This window comes from Bradyrhizobium ivorense (genome assembly GCF_900696085.1).
Taxonomy (GTDB): domain Bacteria; phylum Pseudomonadota; class Alphaproteobacteria; order Rhizobiales; family Xanthobacteraceae; genus Bradyrhizobium; species Bradyrhizobium ivorense.
The window spans coordinates 116,362-136,855 of sequence record NZ_CAADFC020000013.1; the positions used below are offsets into that span (position 1 = coordinate 116,362).

The window sequence follows — 20,494 nt, forward strand, 5'->3', positions numbered from 1 at the left end:
CGACTGCAATTCTGCGTCGGGCTGCCGCGGTTGTCAGGATGCGGCTGCCTGCCGCATTTGCGCGCGGGTGCCGACCAGCTTGCTGATCTCGGGCCGGCAGCCGCCGCAATTGGTGCCGGCCTTCAGGCGCCGGCCGATCGCCTCGACGCTGTCGGCGCCCCTAGCGATCTCGGCGGTGATCTGGTGCCGTCCGACGCCAAAGCAGGAACAGACCACCGGGCCGGTGTCCTCGCCGGCCCCGAACGGCCGGCCCGCGAGCAGCGACATCCGCGCATTCGCCGACAATTGCGGCTCGGCAAACAGCCCGGTCAGCCACGCCCGTGACGGCAGCGTGTGGTCGGGCGCGATGAACACGCAGCCGTCGAGCCGGCCGTCGCGCACCGCCGCGTAGCGGAAGCGTCCGGCGCCGGGATCGCGATAGGCGATCCACTCGATCTCGACGTCCTCGAGGCCGAGCTGCGCGCGCGCCCAGTCGCGCCAGCTCTCCGGGCGCGTTTCGCCCGCAAGTTCCAGCCGCCAGCAATCGCCGGCCTTGCCCTGCACCCAGTAGCCGGTCTCGGGCCGCCGGATCGGATTGCGGCTCAGGATGAAGGCGTGCCATTTCGGCGCGTAGGGATTGGCTTTCACCGGCGTGTGCTTCGATTCCGGCTGGCCGGACAGCGGGTCGGTGGCCGGGTTGACCAGCGCGTTGACGCGGCCCTCGCCGGCAAACTCCGCGTTCCAGTGCATCGGCACGAACACGCAGCCGCGGCGCTGGTCGGAAGAGACCACGACGCGCGCGATCATCTCGCCCCAGGGGCTGGTCAGCCGCGCCAGCCCGTCATTGGTGAGGCCAGCCAGCCGCGCATCCTCGGGATGGAATTCGGCATAGGGCTCGAACACGTGCGACAGCAGCCGCGCGGTCTTTCCGGTCCGCGTCATGGTGTGCCACTGATCGCGGACGCGCCCGCTGTTGAGCACCAGCGGATAGTCGCGGCTGGTCGCATGACGCGGCGCGCGCGGGGCGATCGGAATGAAGCGCGCCTTGCGGTCCGGCGTGAAGAATTTTGGGGTCTCGAACATCCGCGCCGTCCCGGCCGGATGCTCTGATGTCACCGGCCATTGCACCGGCGCCAGCGCCGCATAGGCGCCGTCGTCGAGCGTCGACAACGCCGAGATGTCGAAATCCCGCGCGCCATTGTTCTCGAAGCCCGACAGTTCGGCGTGCTCGCGGAACACCTCGGCGACCGAGCCGTAGGCAAAACCGGAATATCCCATGCGGGTGGCGACATCGCAGATGATGCGCCAGTCGGCGCGCGCCTCGCCTGGTACCTCGAGGAACCGACGCTGCCGCGAGATCCGTCGCTCCGAATTGGTGACTGTGCCGTCCTTCTCGCCCCAGGCCAGCGCCGGCAACAGCACATCGGCATGGCGCGTGGTGTCGGTGTCGCGCACGCAATCCGACACCACGACCAGCTCGCACTTGTCGAGCGCGGCACGGACGCGGTCTGCATCGGGCAGGCTCACCACCGGATTGGTCGAGATGATCCACACCGCCTTGATGCGGCCGTCGGCGATGGCGTCGAACATGTCGACCGCCTTCAAGCCGCCCTTCTCCGCCATCACCGGCGCGCGCCAGAATCGCCGCACCAGTTCGCGATGCGCGGGGTTCTCGAGCTCCATATGCGCGGCAAGCTGGTTGGCGAGCCCACCGACCTCGCGGCCGCCCATCGCATTGGGCTGGCCGGTCAGCGAGAACGGACCCATGCCGGGACGCCCGATCCGCCCGGTCAGCAGATGGCAGTTGACGATGGCGTTGACCTTGTCGACGCCGCTGCTCGACTGGTTGATGCCCTGCGAATAGAGCGTGACGACCCGCTCGGTGCGCGCGAACCAGTCGAAGAACAATCCGACGGCGCCTTCGCTGAGGCCGCAGGTCGCTGCCGTCTGCGCCACGGTCTGGCCGGCGACCTGCTTGAGCGCCTCGACGACGCCCGTCGTGCTGTTGCCGACAAACTCGCGATCGACCGCCTTGCTGCCGGCGAGGAATGCGAACAGCCCGTTGAACAGCACCGCATCGCTGCCGGAGCGCAGCGGCAGGTGCAGATCGGCGCCCTCGCAGGTCGCGGTGCGGCGCGGGTCGATCACCACGATCTTGCAGGCGGGGTTCTTCTCCTTGGCCGCCAGCATGCGCTGGTGCAGGATCGGATGGCACCATGCGGCGTTGGAGCCGACCAGCACCAACAGGTCCGCCTGCTCAAGATCCTCATAGCAGCCCGGCACGGTGTCGCTGCCGAAGGCGCGCTTGTGCCCGGCGACGCTGGAGGCCATGCACAGCCGCGAATTGGTGTCGATATTGGCGGTGCCGACAAAGCCCTTGGCGAGCTTGTTGATGACGTAATAGTCCTCGGTCAGCAGCTGGCCGGAGACGTAGAACGCCACCGCGTCGGGCCCGTGCTCGCGGATGACGCGGGCAAAGCCGTCGGCGACGCGATCGAGCGCGGCGTCCCAGGTCGCCGGCTGGCCATCGACCAGCGGTTCGAGCAACCGCCCGTCGAGACCGATGGTCTCGGCGAGCGCCGAACCCTTGCTGCAGAGCCGGCCGAAATTGGCCGGATGCTGCCGGTCGCCCTCGACACTGACCTCGCCAGCCGCGTCCCTGGTCGCGATCACGCCACAACCGACGCCGCAATAAGGACACGTGGTCTTGACCGCCATGGCGCTCAGCTCAGCTCACTGCCGCGGCCTGCCGTAGCGCCAGCCACACGGTGCCGTTCTCGACCTTGACCGGATGGGTGTGCGTGCAGCCCTCGTCGGGCGCGACCGCCTCGCCGCTCGCCAGCTCGATGACGAAGTTGTGCAGCGGACAGGTCACCCGCTTGTTGTGCACGATGCCCTGCGACAGCGGCCCGCCCTTGTGCGGACAGCGGTCGTCGAGCGCGAACACCTCGTCGCTTTCGGTGCGGAACACCGCGATGTTGCCGCCGGGCGTGCGCACAACGCGCGAACCGAGCCGCGGAATGTCGTCCAGCGCGCCGATTTCGATCCACTGGGTCATGCGAGCTCCAATTCGGCAAGCGGGGCGAATTCGTTGCGGTCGACGCCGCGGCTGGCGCGCTCCGCCCACGGATCGCTCTGCGAGAACTGCTGCGAATAGGCGAAGCGCTCGAACAGCGCCTTGCGGTTCTTGACGTCGTCGACCACGCGCTTCCTGATCTGCTCGAGACCGACGCGGTCGCACCATTTGTACATGCGTTCGAGATACCAGCCCTCCTCGCGGTAAAGCTGGGTCAGCGCCACGATCACCTCGAGCGCCTCGTCCTCGGTCTCGACCTTGGTCAGGAACTCGGTGCCCTTGATGTGCAGGCCGGCGGCGCCGGCGAAATGGATTTCGTAGCCGGAATCGACGCAGACCACGCCGACGTCCTTGCAGGTCGCCTCCGCGCAGTTGCGCGGGCAGCCGGAGACGCCGAGCTTGACCTTGGCCGGGGTCCACGAGCCCCACATGAATTTCTCGAGCTTGATGCCAAGACCGGTGGAGTCCTGGGTGCCAAAGCGGCACCATTCGGAGCCGACGCAGGTCTTCACAGTGCGCAGGCCCTTGGCGTAGGCGTGGCCCGACACCATGCCGGCGTCGTTGAGGTCGGCCCACACCGCCGGGAGGTCTTCCTTCTTGACGCCGAGCAGGTCGATGCGCTGGCCGCCGGTGACCTTGACAGTCGGGATGTTGAACTTCTCGGCGACGTCGGCAATCGCGCGCAGCTCGCTCGGCGTGGTGACGCCGCCCCACATCCGCGGCACCACCGAATAGGTGCCGTCCTTCTGGATGTTGGCGTGGACGCGCTCGTTGATGAAGCGCGACTGCTGGTCGTCGCGATACTCGCCGGGCCAGGTCGCGAGCAGATAATAGTTCAGCGCCGGACGGCAGGAGTGGCAGCCGTTCAGCGTCTTCCACTCCATGAAGCGCATCACCGCCGGGATGGTCTTGAGCTGCTGCTCGACGATGACGCGGCGGACGTCGTCGTGGCTGTGATCGGTGCATTTGCACAGCGGCTTGACCTTCGGCGCCGCCGAGTAGTCGCCGCCGAGCGTGAACGCCAGCACCTGTTCGACGAGGCCGGTACAGGAGCCGCAGGACGACGATGCCTTGGTATGGGCGCGGACGTCGTCGAGCGTGAACAGCTTCTTCTCGCTGATCGCCTTGACGATCGCGCCCTTGCAGACGCCGTTGCAGCCGCAGATCTCGGTCTCGTCGCTCATCGCCGCGACCGAGTTCTGGCCGTTGACGCCGCCGTCGCCGAGATTGGCGGCGCCGAACACCAGGCGCTCGCGCATATGCGAGACGTCGGTGCCGTCGCGCAGATGCTGGAAGTACCAGGGACCGTCGATGGTGTCGCCGTAGAGCACGGCGCCGACGATCTTCTTGTCCTTCAGGATGATGCGCTTGTAGACGCCGCGATTGGCGTCCTGCAGCACGATCTCCTCCTTGTCCGGCCCGGGCGAGAAGTCGCCGGCCGAGAACAGGTCGATGCCGGTGACCTTCAGCTTGGTCGAGGTGACCGAGCCGTCATAGGTGGCAAAGCCCTTCATCGCGAGATGGTTGGCGCAGACCTTGGCCTGCTCGAACAGCGGCGCCACCAGGCCGTAGACCTGACGGCGGTGCTGCACGCATTCGCCGACCGCATAGATGCGGCCGTCATAGGTCTGCATAGTGTCGGAGACGACGATGCCGCGCTCGCAGTGCAGCCCCGCCTTCTTGGCGAGCTCGAAATTCGGCCGGATGCCGACCGCCATCACCACGAGATCGGCCGCCAGCTCGGTGCCGTCGCCGAAGCGCACGCCGGTGACGCGATCCTCGCCGAGAATCGCCTGAGTCTGCGCCGGCATCTTGAACACCATGCCGCGCTCTTCCAGCGACTTGCGCAGCAGGCCGCCGGCGACCGGATCGAGCTGGCGCTCCATCAGCGTGTCGAGCAGATGCACGACGGTGACGTTCATGCCGCGTTTCATCAGCCCGTTGGCGGCTTCGAGGCCGAGCAGACCGCCGCCGATCACGACGGCGTTGCGATAGTCGGTCGACGCCTTGATCATTCGGTCGACGTCGTAGATGTCGCGGAAGCCGATCACGCCCGGCAGGTCCTTGCCCGGCAGCGGCAACATGATCGGATTGGAGCCGGTCGCGATCAGCAGGCGGTCGTAGGGAACGCGCGCGCCGGTCTCCGTCACCACCTCGCAGGTGCGGCGATCGATCATGGTGACCGTCTCGCCCTTACGCAGCGTGACGTTGTTGTCCTCGTACCAGTCGACGGTGTTGAGCATGATGTCGTCGACGGTCTTCTCGCCGGCGAGCACCGGCGACAGCAGGATGCGGTTGTAGTTGCCGTAGGGTTCGGAGCCGAACACCGTGATGTCGTAGAGATCGGGCGCGCGTTCGAGTAGCGCCTCCACCGTGCGGATGCCGGCCATTCCGTTGCCGATCACCACCAGCTTTTGCTTGATCACCTTGTCGAGCATGGTCTGCCTCTCAATTCCGACGGCGCTGCCCAACGACGCGCGTGCGTCGTTGATCGGCACCGATAAAGGTTGGATTTGTAGGAAGCCCAGCCGCGGGCGCAGACCGTCGCCAATGACGATCGATGTTCCGTTAGTGACTGATATTCAAGACGCATGCCAATTCGGCCCGATGGAATCTGGCAGCGAAATCAAGGCATTCTCGACGTCCTCGAATCTGCCTGATGACGCGGCGCGCGCACCGCCGGCCGATTTTTTAGCCACGCCGATGATCTCTTGTGCAGCACAGCATGGTCAGCCACCACTGCCACAGCGAGCGCGATGTCGACGCGCCGTCGCACGCCGAGGGGCGTACCGCTCAAAAAAACACCAGCATGCGCGTTTGCGCGGCGGCACGTGCTGCAAGCCACGGCAATCGCAGGTGTCGCGTGCCGTTCAACATCCCGCGGCAACGCCTTGCGACTGCACGGCAAAGCGCCGCGATCGCTTCGATGGCACGGGACTTGCTGAAGTATCTCCCTGACCGAGTGCGTCTCAACGACGAGCGCGCTCACTTTCACCCACATTGTCATCTGTGTCCGAGACGGCCGCACGCCTGCGGCTGCCTCCGCCGCATCAACGCGAGACGCTTGGATGAAGCTAGCCGAGTTCAAGAAGGCAGGTCACTGGCCGACACTGCTCGCTGCGTTCCTGTACTTCGACATCAGTTTCATGGCGTGGGTCGCGCTCGGACCGCTGATCGTCTACATCGCGCGCGACATGAATCTGGCCGTGAACGAGAAGTTCACTTTGGTCGCGATCCCCGTGCTCGCCGGCGCGCTGCTCCGCGTGCCGATGGGGCTGCTCGCCGACATCATCGGCGCCAAGCGCACCGGCATCATCGCGCAGCTCGTGGTCATATTAGCGACCATTGCGGTCTGGCATTTCGGGCTGACAAGCAAGCTCGCGATCGAGCTGTTCGGACTTGTCCTCGGCATCGGCGGCGCCTCGTTCGCGGTGGCGCTGCCGCAGGCGAGCCGCTGGTATCCGCCGCAATATCAGGGCGTGGTGATGGGGATCGCCGGCGCCGGCAATATGGGCGTCGTGCTCGACACGCTGCTCGCGCCCTCGATCGCCGAACATTGGGGCTGGCAGGCCGTGTTCGGCTGCCTGCTGGTTCCGATGCTGATGGTGCTGGCCTATTACATCGTCGCGGCCAAGGACGCGCCGGGCGAACGCAAGCCGATTTCGCTAAAGGCCTATGGCGCGCTGCTGAAGGATTCCGACAGCCGCTGGTTCATGTTCTTCTACTTCATCACCTTCGGCGGCTTCGTCGGCCTCGCCAATGCGCTGCCGCTGTATTTCACCGTGCAGTATCACGTCTCCGGCGTCGCGGCGGGGCTCCTGGTCGCGCTGATCGTCGCGTTCGGCTCGGGCTTCCGCCCGGTCGGCGGCCTGATCGCCGACCGCATCGGCGGCATCCGCTCGCTGTCGATCCTGTTCGGCATCGTGGTCGCCGCCTATCTCGTCATCGCCTTCATGCCGGAGGGCCCGGCCGCGCCCGGGCAGGCCGGCTGGTCGCTGACCGAAATGCCGCGCATCGCCTGGATCTCGGTGCTGCTGTTCTCGATCGGCGTGCTGGCCCTCGGCATGGGCAACGGCGCCGTGTTCCAACTGATCCCGCTGCGCTTCCGGCACGAGATCGGCCTGATGACCGGGCTCGTCGGCTGCGCCGGCGGCATCGGCGGCTTCTTCCTCGCCCAGACGCTCGGCACCGCAAAAGGCATGACCGGCGGCTTCGGCGCCGGCTTCCTGTTCTTCGGCGTGCTGGCGTTGCTTGGCTTCATCGGACTTGCCATGGTCAAGGTCCGCTGGCGCACCACCTGGGGCGCAGTGTCGGGGGCACGCGTCTGACCGCTCGCCCCGCGCAATGACGGGGCTCGAACGTGGCGAACGGCGCGCAACGCGGCATGCAACGGGACTTGCAGCGCGACCTCGGCGTCCGCGTCGGTTTCGCCAGCGAGACCGGCAGGCGCGACGCCAATGAGGACTATGTGGCGGCCTGCCTCGGCCGGCCCGGCATGGTTCACCGCGAGGTCGTCGCCGCGGTCGCCGACGGCGTCGGCGGCCACAAGGGCGGACGCGAGGCCGCGGAGATCGCCGTCCGCAGCTTCATCGACGCCTATTACTCCCTGCCCGAGACGCTCGGTGTGCGCCGCCGCGCCGCGCGGGCGCTGGAAGCCGCCAATAGCTGGATCTTCGGCCAGGGCCGGGTCGACACTGCACGCAGCGGCATGGCCTGCGCCTTCTCCGCCGTCATCCTGTCGCGGCGGCAATGCCATGTCATCCATATCGGCGACACCCGCGCCTATCGCCTGAGCGATGGCCGGCTGGAGCGGCTGACGCAGGACCACATCGCCGGCCGCGGCGACCTCGCCCATCTGCTGAGCCGCGCCATCGGCTTGGAGGAGTTCGCCCGCTTCGATTACGCCAGCGTCGGATTGCGGCAGCACGATCGTCTCCTGATCTGCAGCGACGGCGTGCACGGCGCGCTCGGCGATTCCCGGTTGAAGCAACTGTTGGAGGAACGCACGCCGCCGGATGACGCCGCGCGCAGCATTGTCGAGACCGCGCTTGCAGCCGGCAGCAGCGACAACAGCACCGCGCTGGTGCTCGACGTGGTCGACCTGCCGCCGGCGGATCGCGACGAGCTCACCCATGCGATCGCGACGCTGCCGATCCTCGATTTGCCGGAGGCCGGCGACACCGTCGATGATTTCAGCCTTGGCGACGTGCTGTCCGACGGACGCTACAGCCGCCTGTTTAGGGCGGTCGACAAGCGCGCCGGCCGCGAGGTGGTGCTGAAATTTCCGCATCCAAGGGTCGCCAGCGAAGGCTCCTATCGCCTCGCCTTCGTCCGCGAGGCCTGGGTCGCCGCGCGGGTGCGCAGCCTGTGGATCGGCGAGATCATCGAGGTGCCCGCGGAGCGGCAGACCCGGCTCTATTCGGCGATGCCGCTCTACGAGGGCGAGACGCTGGAGCAGCGGCTCGGCCGCGCGCCGCGGCTGTCGCTCACCGAGGGCATCGCGATTGCGACCAAGCTGGTGCGCGCGGTGACGGCGCTGCACCGCGCCGGCATCATCCATCGCGACATCAAGCCCGACAATGTGATCCTTTTGAAGGACGGCGGCCTGCGCCTCGTCGACCTCGGCGTCGCGCGGGTGCCGCTGCTGGAGGATTTTCCCGCCGAGGACATTCCGGGGACCGCGAGCTACATGGCGCCCGAACTGTTCGGCGGCAAGGCCGGCGACGAGGCCTCCGACTTGTTCGCGCTCGGCGTCACCGTCTACCGCATGTTCACCCAAAACTATCCGTTCGGCGAGATCGAGCCGTTCTCACGGCCGCGCTTCGGCAAGCCGGCGCCGCTGTCGCGCTACCGGCCGGACCTGCCGGCCTGGCTCGACGCCGTGATCGGCAAGGCGCTCAGCGCCGACCCGGCGCAGCGCTTCGGCGATGCCATCGAGTTCGCGCACGAACTGGAGAACGGCGCGACCTGGGCCGGCCCCGCCGTCCCGGTCCGCAAATCGCTGCACGACCGCGATCCCGTGACGTTCTGGAAGGTGCTGTGCGCCCTCCTGGCGCTGATCATCGTGGTGCTTCTGGCGCGGCACTAAAGGCGATTGGGTGAGGGCCGCGCGCGGGTCACCGCATTCCCGGCACGCTTGCGATCAGGTACTGCGCGACACGATGTTTCTCGCCTCGTTCCTGTCGGACGTCGCGACGCCCGGCTTCAATCTCGCGGCGGTCTGATGCTCGGCCCAGCGAGTTGAACGAACTCCGGAGGCCCGGCCCCGCTGCAGCCGACAGAGCCGCGTGTGCCTTTCAAGGCATCTGCTATCTCACTCCGCTTAATATGGTATTTTGGAGCGTCGTAAGTTGAGTGTTGATCGAACCTGTAAGCATCTGTTGCAGAAGCTGGTATGCTCTTGGATTGAAGAACCGGGGACCGACAGCGACTTTTGGAGCTCCGGGGACTGCCTTCGGCAATACCATCTTTGTGCCAACATTCGGCCCCTGCGCGAAAGCCAATGTGATCTTGTCAGTGTTGACTTGGGACATGTTCAACAAACCTCCCGGTCCCTTGAAATGGACAAGCGTCCAAGTCGGACCGACAGAGCTCACATTCTTTGTGACGAGAAATTGGATCGAACCGCCAAACACCTTCTCCGCCCCCAGCGTGAGACCTTCGGACGAAGCCGCCATTGCTACGAAGTCGTTAATTCCCAAGGTGCCCGACAAGTTGGTATCTGCAGGCGGACAATCGTGAGGAATCAACCCCAATTCCTCGGCGTTGAGGTCGGCTAACCTCGCCAACCGCCAAGTGTACCAATCAAGGTAAATTTCCCGAAATGAGAACTGCAGGTTTTCGGTGAATGTATGATCGCGCGCTTCGCTCAGTGTCCCACTTCCGCTGAATGTAAACGAGGTCAACGGATTCAAATATGCGAGAGTGGGGTTCAACCCTCCGGTGTCATTCACCTCGATCGACATAGAAACCAGCACCTCCATGTCCTGGTTCAAGAGAAAGCGTCGATGAGCAGCAACAGGATCGTGCGAATCGTCCCGCACCATGTCTCTTATTTCACATTGAATCCGCTGGACGATCGACTTCACGGTGGGCTGCCCCGACTGATTGTAGGGGACATCAAAGTGCGGGACCGTACATCCTGCAGAAATGCTCGCGCTCAATAGGACAATGAGTAGCAACAACCGTTGAAATAAAAACATCGTTCCGGCCTTTGTGTGGGAAATCCAGTGCGCGCGAGCTCCGGGAGATCTACGCACACGCTCCTTTATTCCACTGGCCAACACCTCCTCTGCGACGCCCTTCTCGTGTGCACTCAGCCTTGCTGATGCCCTCGACCTGCTCATCCTCACGACCGTCGTCAAAGACGATCGTGCAGCAACCGCCGCCTGCAACACTGGCTTTCTTGGCCATCGCGCGCGCTTTTGCCTTTTTCCCTTTTCTTGTTTTCTTTGTCTTCGCCTTCGGTGCTTTCGCTTTCTTTGCCTTCGCCTTCTTCATAAGTAGACCCCCGTATCGTTCGTCCTCCAGCGGAAGCAATTTGGACGTATTTCACGCGTAGATTGCAATGCCACACAACGAACAACTCAGCGAAAAAGTTGCACAGTTGCAAACTTGCAACTCAGGGCGAGCCAGGCGCGATGGGGCCGCCGACCGATCCGAGCTGCGACGCCGTGCCATCGCTCCCCCGCACAGCACCAGCGGCAGCGTCAGTCCGGCGGATTGAACGTCCGCGCAAAGAACACCGGCGACTTCGCCTTCTTCAGCCGGTAGAGCTGTGCCGGCCGGTTCGGCCCCTTGCGCATCTTGGCGATCGGCTCGATCAGATCGGCCGCGAGCATGCGGGTGCGGAAGGCGCTCTTCTCCAGCGGACGGTCGAGCACGATCTCGTAGCTGCGCTGCAATTCCGGCAGCGTGAACTCCGGCGGCATCAGATAGGCCGGCAGCGAGGTGTACTCGACCTTGGCGCGCAGCCGCTGGATCGCGGCCTGCAGGATCTCGGCATGATCGAAGGCGAGCTTCGGCTTCACCTTCTCGCCGTCGATCGCGAACCATTGCGCATCCACTGCCCGTGCGCCGGCGGCCGCGTGCTCGCCCAGCAGCGCGAAATAGACATGGGTGGCACACCAGCCGCGCGGGTCTCGCGTGGCGCTGCCCCAGCTGCCGAGCTGCTCCAGATAGGGACTGACCACACCGGTCTTGTCCTTCAGCTTGCGCACCGCGCAGGCCTCCAGATCGCGGTCGCCGGCGATATCGACGAAGCCGCCGGGCAAGGCCCAAGATCCCGGAAATGGCTCGCTTTCCGCCTTCGGGCGTTGAACCAGCAGCACCTGGAGCGCGTCTGACGGGATGGCGAAAATGACGACGTCGACCGTCGTCAGCGGCCTCGGGAAGTCGAGCTCCGGTCTAACAGACATATTTTCCGCTCTCCTCTCCGCTCGCGTGAACCTTTTCCTTGCTCGGCTTGACAATAACATACTTAGTTGTACAGTCCAACTAACTTAGTTGCTCAGACACCCTTATTAGGGAGTACGCATCATGTTCGGCCTCCGCTTCATCAAGGCCCAGCCGACCACCTATCTGATGAAATTCCGCGGCGGCGCGGTGACCCAGCAGGGCGCCGGCTTGTCCGGCTTCTACTACGCGCCGGTCACTTCGCTGGTCGCGGTCCCGATCGGCAGCCGCGACGCCGCCTTCATCTTCCAGCAGATCGCCCGCGACTTTCAGGCGCTGACCATTCAGGGCCACGTCACCTACCGGATCAGCGAGCCGCAGAAGGCCGCCGCGATGCTGAACTTCACCCTCAAGCGCGACGGCAAGACCTACGAATCCGACGACCCGGAAAAGCTGCCGCAGCGCATCCTCGCCACCGTCGAGGTGCTGGCGCAGCAGGCGGTGAAGGAGCTGACCTTGAAGGACGCGCTGCAGGCCTCCGACCGCATCGCAAGCCTGATCGAGAGCGGCCTGCGCGGCCGCGCCGATATCGCCGCGCTCGGCCTCGAAATCCTCGGCGTCTCGATCCGCGGCGTGAAGCCGACGCCCGACACCGCCAAGGCGCTGGAGGCGGAAGCGCGCGAGGCGATCCTCAAGGGCGCCGACGAGGCGATCTTCGCCCGCCGCAATTTTGCGGTGGAGCAGGAACGCGCTATCCGCGAGAGCGAGCTCGACACCGAGATCGCAGTCGAGCAGAAGAAGCGCTCGATCCGCGAGACCCAGATGGATGCCGAAGCCAGCGTCGCCGCCAAGCAGGCCGAGCTGCGCGAGGCCGGCATGGTCGCCGACATCACGCTGGAGAGCAAGCGCAAGGACTTTGTCGGCCTCAACGCGGAAAACACCCGCACGCTCGCCGACGCCGAGGCCTATCGGGTCGGCGCGCTGATGAAGATCTTCGAGGGCGTCGACACCCGCGTGATCCAGGCGCTGGCGTCCGCCGGCATGCAGCCGGGCCAGTTGATCGCGCAGGCCTTCAGCGGCATCGCCGAGAAGGCCGAGAAGATCGGCCAGCTCAACGTCTCGCCCGATCTGCTCAACACCCTGCTCGACAGGCCCGCTGCCGCGGAGGCCGCCCGTGCCCGCCGACAATGACCGCAAGGTCGTGCTCGTCACCCGCAAGACGCGGCTCGAGGAGCTGATCGCAAAATACCTGACGGCGGCGCAGGCGCGGTTCTATGTCGAGCATCTCGGCGCCGACTTCTCCGACTACCAGCGCGAGCACGACGTCTATCAGGCCGAGCGCCACGTCACCGTGCAGGCGCTGGAGCAATGGGGCCGCTACCAGATCATCGACCGCAGCTTTCTGCCGAACTTCATCTTCGGTCCCTCCGACATCGTGGTGGCACTGGGCCAGGACGGCGTGGTCGCCAACACCATGAAGTATCTCGACGGCCATCCGCTGATCGGGCTCAACCCGGACGCCAGACGTTACGACGGCATCCTGCTGCCGTTCGTGCCGCGCGACCTCCCTGCCCTGTTGGGCGAGGTCGCAGCGGACAGGCGCGGCCACAAGGCAGTGACGATGGCGAAGGCCGAGCTCGCCAACGGCCAGGTGCTCTACGCCGTCAACGAGCTGTTCATCGGCGCGCGCACGCATGTATCTGCCGTCTACGAGATCGCGCTGGCGGGCGAACGCGAACGGCAGTCCTCCAGCGGCCTGATCGTGGCGACCGGGCTCGGCTCGACCGCCTGGCTCAAGAGCATCGTCACCGGCTCGCTGGCGATCGCCGGCCACTTCAGTGGCGGCAACGGCGCCCCACCCTATCTGCCGCAGGCGTGGGACACCGATGCGCTGCGCTTTGCGGTGCGCGAGCCGTTTCCGAGCCGGACCTCGCAGGTGAACCTCGTCTGCGGCAGCCTCGCCCGCGCCGAACGCCTCAGCGTGCGCTCGCTGATGCCGGAGAACGGCGTCATCTTCTCTGACGGCATCGAGGCCGACCGTCTCGACTTCAATTCGGGGACGGAGGCGCAGATCACGGTCGCGGAGCGCGAGGGACGGCTGGTGGTGTGACCGCGCTCAACGCGGGATCGGATGCAGCCTCGCCAGCTGGTCGAGCGGCAGCTCGGCTTCAACATCGTTCAGGGCAAAGCGCACGATCACGTCCTGCCGCCCGAGCTGTCCCCACAGCCCCTCCGCCGACCATTTTTGCGGCTCAGGCCCGCGCGGGCCATCGATCCAAACGAAATACCACTCGGTCATAGGAAGGGTCCGGCGATCATCATGGATCAAAATTGGCGCTTCGGCGCGGTCTCCGCAACGGCTGATGGCGGCTATATCTTCGATTCCGCGTTCGGTTTCAGGCTTTGCCCAAGGCGCGGCTCGGTTCCGGCCAGCAGCCGCTGAATGTTGGCGCGGTGGCGCACGATCACATAAAGGCTGCCGGCGATCACCAGCAACCGGTAGGCCAACGGTTGCTCGAGGCTGCAGATCAGCGCAACGGCCGTCAATGCCGCCAGCATCGAGCTCAGCGAAACAATCCGGAGCATCGCCAGCGTCGCGCCAAAGACGGCCGCAGCGCCCAACGCCACCGGCCAGGACAACGCCAGCAACACCCCGAGCCCCGTCGCCGCGGATTTGCCGCCGGTGAAATTCAGCCAGATCGAGCGGCCATGCCCCAGCAACACGGCAAGCCCGGCGAGGCCAACGGCCCAGGGTAACCAGCCTTGCGGATCGAACGCAGCCGGCGGCGTGACGGACGGCAATGTCCAGAGCCAGGGATAGAACCAGCCGGCAAAGGCGATCGCCGCGGCGCCTTTGAGGACATCGACCACGAGCACCACCAGCGCCGGCCATTTGCCCAAGGTCCGCAACACATTGGTTGCGCCAGTGGATTTTGAGCCATGCTGGCGGATATCGATTCCCTTGAGCAGTTTTCCGGCCAGGTAGCCGGTCGGCACCGATCCGAAGAGATAGGCGACCGCCAATCCCGCCATACTCGCTATCCAGAAAATCACCGGATTCACCTCGAGGTTCGCATGTCAGTACGACGTGCCGTCCTTGTGCAGGAAGCGGCCGTCGGAGCTCGGGCTCATCATGTCGATGTCGGAGCAGGTGATGACGTCGTCGGGCGAGCGCGAGCCGACCTCCAGATAGATCGCGGTTGCCTGCGACCGGTTGATCATGTGGTGGCCGTTGCCCGAGTTCTTGGCGAATGCCGCGCAATCGCCGGCGCGCAGCACCGTCTCGCCGCCGTCCTCGACCAGCACCAATTCGCCCGCCAGCAGATAGACGAACTCGTCTTCGTGCGAATGCCAGTGGCGCTGGCTCGACCAGTTGCCCGGCGGCAGCCGCATCAGATTGACGCCGAAGTCGGTGAGCCCGCCGGCGTCGCCGAGCCGCTGCCGCACCCGCTCGGCGCAGGCCGCGGCGAACTCCGCGGGATAGCCGCTCCCCTTGCGCTCCGGCACGTTTGCAAGATCGATTTTGGGCATGGCACTCTCTCTCGATGAGGACGACACGACCTCACATCTAGCACGATAGCGCCCGCAAATGCGTCAGGGCTCAAACTCCGGCCAGATCCTTCTCCATCAGGATCTCGTCATGGTAGCGGCCGTCGACCTTCAGGGCGTGCCGCTCCAGCCCGTACTCCACGAAGCCGACACTCCGGTAGAGCCGCAGGGCCGGCGCGTTGCCCTTCGTCACGCCCAATTGAACCAGCTCGACGGATTGCGCCGCAAGTTCGAGCGCGGCGTCGACCAGCCGGCGACCGACGTGCGCACGCCGTGCCGCTGATCGTACATACATCCCGACCAGCATGCCCTTGTGCTGCCGCTTCGGCCCCTCGCCGATCACGAGGCCGACGATTCCGGCGAGCTCGCCGCCGCTGAATGCCCCGAGCACGCTGGCGCGCTCGAGCCGCTCCGCGAACCAGGCAATTGGACGGACGCTCTCGATCTCGAACGCGCTGGCGAACGCCTCCGGGCTCGCGCGGAGCGCTTCGAGCCTGATATCGCGATACAGCGCGCCGTCGGCCGCCGTCAGGCGCCTGATGTCGATGGAAGATGCAGTCATGCTGATCAATCCGGCTTCTGAAAGACCCGCAGCGTCACGATCTGGAACGGACGCAGCGGCAGGCGGCAGGTGCGGCCGTCGGTCGGCAATGCCTCGAGGCGATCCTCCAGCGTGTTGCTCATCCACACCGACGCGACGTCGACGCCGAAGTCGAGGGTCACGGCGGCCCGAACGCCCGTGCTCTCATAAAGCCGCACCACAAGACCCTCGCCATCCTCGGCAGGCTTGATGGTGTCGACGATGACGTTGCGCGGCGAGACGCGCAGCAGCGATTGCTGCAGCGGCGCGCGCGGCCTGCCCTTGACCCACAGCACCGGACGCGCAAAGCGCAAGGCATGCCCGACGGTGTCGGCACCGCGCCAATCGCCGGCATGGGGATAGATCGCATAACGCATCCGGTGCCGGCCGATATCGGCCTGCGGATCAGGCATCGTGGCGCCGCGCAGCAGCGTCAGCGCGAGCTGGTTGCCGAACGTCGAATAGCCATGCCTGACGTCGCTAAGCAGCGACACGCCGAAATCCGGCTCCGAAAGATCCGACCAGCGCTGGCCGGGGACCTCGTATTTGGCGGCATCCGCATCGGTGTTGGCGTGGGTCGGCCGCTCGATCGCGCCGAACATGGTCTCATAGGTCGCATTCGCTGCACGGCAGGCGAGCGGAAACATCACCTTCAGCAGCGTCTTGCGCTCGTGCCAGTCGACCGTGGTTTCGAATGCGAGGTGCTGCGCGCCGGCATCGAGGCGGATCACCTGGGACAGCTTGCTGTCGCGTCCGAGCTTGCGATCGAAACGAACTTCGCCGCGCAGGCCGCCGTCCGAGACGACCTCGCAGCTGACCTCGCCGGTTACTTCCCGCGCGGTCTCCAGCGCAAAGGGATCGATGTCCCAGGCCTCGAACTCGAGCGGCCGGTCGTCCAGCAGCAGGAAGCGCGCGCCCGGCGCCGCCAGCGTTTCGCGGCCGGTCGGCAGATGGATCAGCGATTGCACCAAACCGCTGCGGTCGATCCGCGCGGCAAGATGTGCGTTCGACAACACGAAGCCGTCGGCGTCGGTCGACACGACGACGCGCGCGTCGGTCGCGGTCACCTCTCCTGCTGCGAACGGCTCGGCAACGATGTAGCGAAGGCCGCCGTCCGGATCGGACGCGACCTCGGCGCGGCCGACACCCAGCGTGTTGACCGGCGTCCAGCGCGATCCATCGGCATCGCAGAGCGTCGCCAGCAGCGCCTGGGCACGGCGCTTCGCTTCATGCTCGACGTCGGCGAGGTCGACCTCCGCCCGCTCATAGACGGCGCGAATGCTGCTGCCCGGGATGATGTCGTGAAACTGGTTGACCAGCAGCGTACGCCACAGGCCTTCGATCTCCTCCGCCGCGGGCGCCGGCTGCCGCCACGCGCCGGCGAGCGCGGCGAGAAATTCCAGCGCCTGCAGGCTGGCCTCGCAGGCGCGGTTGAGGCGCTTGACCTCCGACTGCGTGGTGTAGGTGCCGCGGTGATATTCGAGATAGAGCTCGCCCTCGATGGTCGCGAAATTTTCGGCCGACATGGCGAGGCGGTCGAAGAACTCATCGACGTTGCGGATCCCGATCCTCGGAATACCCTGCAGATCCCTCGTCCGCCGCAGCGTCTCAATCATGGTCTCATCGGCGCCGCCGCCGCCGTCGCCATAGCCGAACAGATAGATCGCCTCCGCCGAGCGGTCGGCGTCCTTGTAATTGGCCGCGTGATAGCGCAGCTCGGCGACCTGCGCCGATCCGTTGTAGGTGTCGGCCGGCGGGAAATGCGTCAGCACCGTGCTGCCGTCGATGCCGCGCCAATGAAAGCTGTGATGCGGCGGCGTGGTGAACTTGTTCCACGACAGTTTTTGGGTCAGGAAGCGCGACATCCCTGCTGAGCGCATCAGCTGCGGCAGCTGGCCGTCATAGCCGAACACGTCGGGATTCCAGAACACGGTCGACCGCTTGCCGAAGGTGCGCTCGAAATAGCGCTGGCCGTAGAGGAACTGGCGACAGATCGACTCGCCCCATGGCAAATTGCAGTCCGGCTCGATCCAGCTGCCGCCGACCGGAATCCATTGGCCGGATGCGACCTTGGCGCGGATCCGCGCGAACAGGTCGGGATCGCACTGTTCGATCACGGCGTACTGGTAGGCCTGCGAGCAGGCGAACTTGAATTCGGGATAACGGTCCATCAGCGCGACCGCAGTGGAGAAGCTGCGCTGCGCCTTGCGTCGTGTCTCGTCCAAGGGCCACAGCCAGGCCGTATCGAGATGCGCGTGGCCGATCGCCGACATCTCGTGGGCGATGCTGCCGTTGCGTGCCGCAAGCAGGTCCTGGAGGATCGCGCGCGCCGCCGGCCAGGTTGCACGATCCTCGGGATCGGCGATGTTGCAGACGCGGTTGAGGTCGTGCAGCAGCCGCCCGGCCCAGGTCCGGTCCAGCGCCGGCTGCACGAGTTCGCCGACGCCGCCATGCGACCTGGTCTTGCCCGCGGGATTGCGGTCGGCCTCGAGCTGACGCAGCACGTCGTAGTCGAAATACAACGCGGAGGCCTCGGGATCGAAGCGCCTGAGCTCGCAGGCCACCAGCGCATAGCCCTGCGGGTCGGTGCCGTACTCGCCGAACAGGCCGTTGCAGGCGATCTCGACGTGCAAGGTCAGTCGCTCGCCGCCGCGCGCCGGCTGCAGCAGCGGCGCGGTGTGGCGGCCGGGATTGAGGCCCTGCGTCGAGCGGCCGTCGAGCCAGAGCAACGCCTCGGAGCGGCTGTCCCAATAGAGATCGACTCGCGCGCCGGCCCAGCCCTCCGGCACCTCGACCACGACGCGCGCCCAATACGTCGCCCACAGCGGGCCCAGCCGCTCGCCGAGCGGGACCGGCCGATAGTCGAGCTTGAGCGCGTCGGCGAACGCGATCCGCTCCGTCGGCCCGGCCAGCTCGAGCGAAACGATCGGCACCCGGTCGGAATGAATCCGCTCCTGCAGCCGCTGCGCAAAACGCTCCAGTCGGCCGCGAGTGTACTTGTCATAGCGGCCGCGGAGCCGGGCCATCACCGGATCGCCGCCAGCCATATCCGTTCCGTCGGTCATGTTTCACCTGCATCAGTGTCAGAGCACGGGATCGACCGCGGCCGGCTCGATCGCATTGCCAATTGCAGCAGTGCACAGGCCGCCCCGCCGGGAGCAACCGCGATCCGCAACAGAGAGGATATGAGATTGGAGCGGGTGAAGGGAATCGAACCCTCGTATTCAGCTTGGAAGTCACAAAAATTCGCAATCCGCGCAAGGCCGATTCCGACATTTTGCAGCCCTCCGGAGGCTTGAGATCACAAGGGAATTTTCCCGCGTCGGAATGGTCGTGCGAGTTTTTCGAACGGTCTCCTAGTCTATGGAAATCCATGAAGTACGGGTGGCAACGTGTCTCGCGAATTGAGCACAGCTCATCCGGCTCAGCCGGTCGCCGCGGAACGATTGTTTGGCTGGCAGGCTGTTAGGCCTCGGACCAGACCAGGCGACGCTAAACCCGAGGGCTTCCGACCACCAGATGGAGGCCATCGTGGCCTACTTGGAGGAGTCGCGAGCCGGCCAGTCTCGCTGAGCGAGTATAAGCTATACCCTCAGTTTCCAAATGAATCGAATCGAAGGCCAAAGCGGAGTATTTATCCTCATGATTCACCACGTTGCATCTAGCTGGAGATGAATCGAGCCTCCGATTGGCGGAATCGAAATCTTTTTGATTATCTCATATTCTCCGCATCCGGCCCAAACCGCCCCCACTTTTCCCCGTCGAACCGAATGAGTTGCTCCTGTTTGATCGGCGCAAAGTCCGTCGGTGACGTGTTGATCGTTATTCCCGGAAGAAGCATGTCGAGCTTCAGATCCTTCAGGCTGGCAGCTTGTTTCATCACGTTCTCGCGTGAGATCGTCGCCGCACATCTTGAGCACCTCCGCCAAGGTCTGCGCGACCGAATACCCATAGACCGTGGCGGAATCGGCTTGGTCAGTTCCGGGCATGTATTCGTTCATGAACGTAAGCCAGTGCCGGTAGCCCTCGTCGCCGCTCCAGGCCGGGTCGAGCGGATCCTTCAAATAGGCGGTCGAGATCACGCCCTTGGCGTTGTCGAGCCCGGCAGGTTTCAAGACTGCGGCCACCGACGTGGAGACGTTGTTCAGGATATGCAGCGGCCGCCATTGCAACTCACCCGTCTTGCGAATGGCCTGCGCGGCAAATTTCGGCGACGTCACGTCGAAAAAAACGTTCGCGCCGGATGCCTTCAATTGCGACATCTGGGGATCGATGGTCGGGTCCGTGATCTCATAGGACAATCTGGTTGTGGGCTCGAATTTGCCGCCTAGCCCCGCGACGAAACCCTTGACGTAATCCCGTCCGGAGTCGTCGTTCTGCCAAAGTATCCCAATCTTTGCATCGGAAAGCGTTTGAGCGACATACCGCCCATAAATCCGTCCTTCGGCTTGGTAGCTTGGCTGCCAGCCCATCGTCCAGGGAAAGTGCGCCGGGTCGTTCCATCGCTCCGCACCACTGGCCACGAACAATTGCGGCACCTTCTTGCCGTTGAGGTACTTCTGCACAGCGGCATTGTGTGCCGTGCCGAGGATGTTGAAGGTCAGCAGAACCTCATCGCTCTCCACCAGCTTGCGGACTTGCTCGACGGCTTTCGGCGGACTGTAGGCATGATCGTACGAGATGAAGTTGATCTTTCGACCGTTGATGCCTCCGTTCTTGTTGATCATCTCGAAGTACGCCGCCTCGACTTTCCCAATCACGGCATAAGCCGATCCCGGCCCGCTATAGGGCATCAGGTTGCCGACCTTGATTTCGGTATCGCTGGCGCCGGGATCATATTGCTTCTGCGCGGACGCGGTCGAAGAAAGGAGAGCGACGCTCAAGGCGACGAACGTCAAGGAGCAGGCATATCTCAT

General features: G+C 65.1%; 15 protein-coding genes and 1 pseudogene. 4 read left to right on the forward strand and 12 right to left on the reverse strand.

Annotated features, from left to right (window positions below; genetic code table 11):
* Positions 1–33 precede the first annotated feature (33 nt).
* From CI41S_RS18230 to nirB, 3 genes are read right to left on the reverse strand one after another with little or no spacing between them, the layout of a single operon-like run.
* Entirely contained in the window at positions 34–2,697 is a 2,664-nt protein-coding gene (locus tag CI41S_RS18230; RefSeq protein ID WP_139860926.1) for a nitrate reductase, read from the reverse strand.
* Positions 2,698–2,707: 10 nt separating this feature from the next.
* Positions 2,708–3,037: a nitrite reductase small subunit NirD gene (gene nirD / locus CI41S_RS18235; protein ID WP_139860927.1), complete on the reverse strand. Its 330-nt coding sequence runs from the start codon at positions 3,035–3,037 to the stop codon at positions 2,708–2,710.
* Positions 3,034–5,478, reverse strand: a complete 2,445-nt coding sequence (gene nirB / locus CI41S_RS18240) for a nitrite reductase large subunit NirB (RefSeq protein WP_210242674.1) — start codon at positions 5,476–5,478, stop codon at positions 3,034–3,036. Before nirB ends, nirD begins: the two co-directional genes overlap by 4 nt.
* 645 nt (positions 5,479–6,123) lie before the next feature.
* On the opposite strand from nirB, the gene CI41S_RS18245 reads away from it, so the two are divergent.
* Entirely contained in the window at positions 6,124–7,383 is a 1,260-nt protein-coding gene (locus CI41S_RS18245; protein WP_139860929.1) for an MFS transporter, read from the forward strand.
* A gap of 56 nt (positions 7,384–7,439) precedes the next feature.
* Complete coding sequence (locus CI41S_RS18250) at positions 7,440–9,143, forward strand: bifunctional protein-serine/threonine kinase/phosphatase (protein ID WP_139860930.1); 1,704 nt, start codon at positions 7,440–7,442, stop codon at positions 9,141–9,143.
* A 220-nt stretch (positions 9,144–9,363) separates the two neighbouring features.
* On the opposite strand, the gene CI41S_RS18255 is transcribed toward CI41S_RS18250, so the two are convergent.
* The 3 genes from CI41S_RS18255 to CI41S_RS18265 all read right to left on the reverse strand — a co-directional run bounded on the left by CI41S_RS18255 (position 9,364) and on the right by CI41S_RS18265 (position 11,472).
* The gene (locus tag CI41S_RS18255; RefSeq protein ID WP_139860931.1) at positions 9,364–10,143 is read right to left on the reverse strand and encodes a hypothetical protein; all 780 of its coding nucleotides are present in this window, start codon (positions 10,141–10,143) and stop codon (positions 9,364–9,366) included.
* A gap of 163 nt (positions 10,144–10,306) precedes the next feature.
* Positions 10,307–10,555 (reverse strand): hypothetical protein, encoded by a 249-nt coding sequence (locus CI41S_RS18260; protein ID WP_139484309.1) that lies wholly within the window; start codon positions 10,553–10,555, stop codon positions 10,307–10,309.
* Positions 10,556–10,764: 209 nt separating this feature from the next.
* Positions 10,765–11,472 carry an NUDIX hydrolase gene (locus CI41S_RS18265; protein WP_139860932.1) on the reverse strand — a complete coding sequence of 236 codons (708 nt, stop codon included), beginning with the start codon at positions 11,470–11,472 and terminating at the stop codon, positions 10,765–10,767.
* A gap of 121 nt (positions 11,473–11,593) precedes the next feature.
* Between CI41S_RS18265 and CI41S_RS18270 the strand changes: the two genes are divergently transcribed.
* Positions 11,594–12,640: an SPFH domain-containing protein gene (locus CI41S_RS18270; RefSeq protein WP_139860933.1), complete on the forward strand. Its 1,047-nt coding sequence runs from the start codon at positions 11,594–11,596 to the stop codon at positions 12,638–12,640.
* Entirely contained in the window at positions 12,624–13,559 is a 936-nt protein-coding gene (locus tag CI41S_RS18275) for a diacylglycerol kinase catalytic domain-containing protein (RefSeq protein ID WP_139860934.1), read from the forward strand. The genes CI41S_RS18270 and CI41S_RS18275 overlap by 17 nt, the downstream gene beginning before the upstream one ends.
* Before the next feature lie 6 nt (positions 13,560–13,565).
* Here CI41S_RS18275 and CI41S_RS18280 read toward each other — a convergent pair whose 3' ends face one another.
* The 6 genes and pseudogenes from CI41S_RS18280 to CI41S_RS18305 form a co-directional block, all read right to left on the reverse strand.
* On the reverse strand, positions 13,566–13,748 hold the full coding sequence (locus CI41S_RS18280; RefSeq protein WP_139860935.1) for a hypothetical protein: 183 nt from the start codon (positions 13,746–13,748) through the stop codon (positions 13,566–13,568).
* A gap of 71 nt (positions 13,749–13,819) precedes the next feature.
* Positions 13,820–14,503: a glycerol-3-phosphate 1-O-acyltransferase PlsY gene (gene plsY, locus CI41S_RS18285; protein WP_139861085.1), complete on the reverse strand. Its 684-nt coding sequence runs from the start codon at positions 14,501–14,503 to the stop codon at positions 13,820–13,822.
* 24 nt (positions 14,504–14,527) lie between these two features.
* On the reverse strand, positions 14,528–14,980 hold the full coding sequence (locus tag CI41S_RS18290; protein WP_139860936.1) for a cupin domain-containing protein: 453 nt from the start codon (positions 14,978–14,980) through the stop codon (positions 14,528–14,530).
* 70 nt (positions 14,981–15,050) lie between these two features.
* Entirely contained in the window at positions 15,051–15,560 is a 510-nt protein-coding gene (locus CI41S_RS18295) for a GNAT family N-acetyltransferase (protein ID WP_139860937.1), read from the reverse strand.
* A 5-nt stretch (positions 15,561–15,565) separates the two neighbouring features.
* Positions 15,566–18,643, reverse strand: coding sequence for an alpha-mannosidase (locus CI41S_RS18300; RefSeq protein ID WP_139860938.1), 3,078 nt, complete (start codon positions 18,641–18,643; stop codon positions 15,566–15,568).
* Positions 18,644–19,290: 647 nt separating this feature from the next.
* Positions 19,291–20,494, reverse strand: a pseudogene (locus tag CI41S_RS18305) (ABC transporter substrate-binding protein).

What these genes read in the sequence shown, in the direction of transcription:
- CI41S_RS18280 (WP_139860935.1), bottom strand. Translation starts at nt 13,748, where the DNA reads ATGACCGAGTGGTATTTCGTTTGGATCGATGGCCCGCGCGGGCCTGAG.
- CI41S_RS18230 (WP_139860926.1), bottom strand. Translation starts at nt 2,697, where the DNA reads ATGGCGGTCAAGACCACGTGTCCTTATTGCGGCGTCGGTTGTGGCGTG.
- CI41S_RS18270 (WP_139860933.1), top strand. Translation starts at nt 11,594, where the DNA reads ATGTTCGGCCTCCGCTTCATCAAGGCCCAGCCGACCACCTATCTGATG.
- CI41S_RS18250 (WP_139860930.1), top strand. Translation starts at nt 7,440, where the DNA reads ATGCAACGGGACTTGCAGCGCGACCTCGGCGTCCGCGTCGGTTTCGCC.
- CI41S_RS18265 (WP_139860932.1), bottom strand. Translation starts at nt 11,472, where the DNA reads ATGTCTGTTAGACCGGAGCTCGACTTCCCGAGGCCGCTGACGACGGTC.
- nirD (WP_139860927.1), bottom strand. Translation starts at nt 3,037, where the DNA reads ATGACCCAGTGGATCGAAATCGGCGCGCTGGACGACATTCCGCGGCTC.
- CI41S_RS18300 (WP_139860938.1), bottom strand. Translation starts at nt 18,643, where the DNA reads ATGACCGACGGAACGGATATGGCTGGCGGCGATCCGGTGATGGCCCGG.
- CI41S_RS18290 (WP_139860936.1), bottom strand. Translation starts at nt 14,980, where the DNA reads ATGCCCAAAATCGATCTTGCAAACGTGCCGGAGCGCAAGGGGAGCGGC.
- CI41S_RS18295 (WP_139860937.1), bottom strand. Translation starts at nt 15,560, where the DNA reads ATGACTGCATCTTCCATCGACATCAGGCGCCTGACGGCGGCCGACGGC.
- CI41S_RS18245 (WP_139860929.1), top strand. Translation starts at nt 6,124, where the DNA reads ATGAAGCTAGCCGAGTTCAAGAAGGCAGGTCACTGGCCGACACTGCTC.
- CI41S_RS18260 (WP_139484309.1), bottom strand. Translation starts at nt 10,555, where the DNA reads ATGAAGAAGGCGAAGGCAAAGAAAGCGAAAGCACCGAAGGCGAAGACA.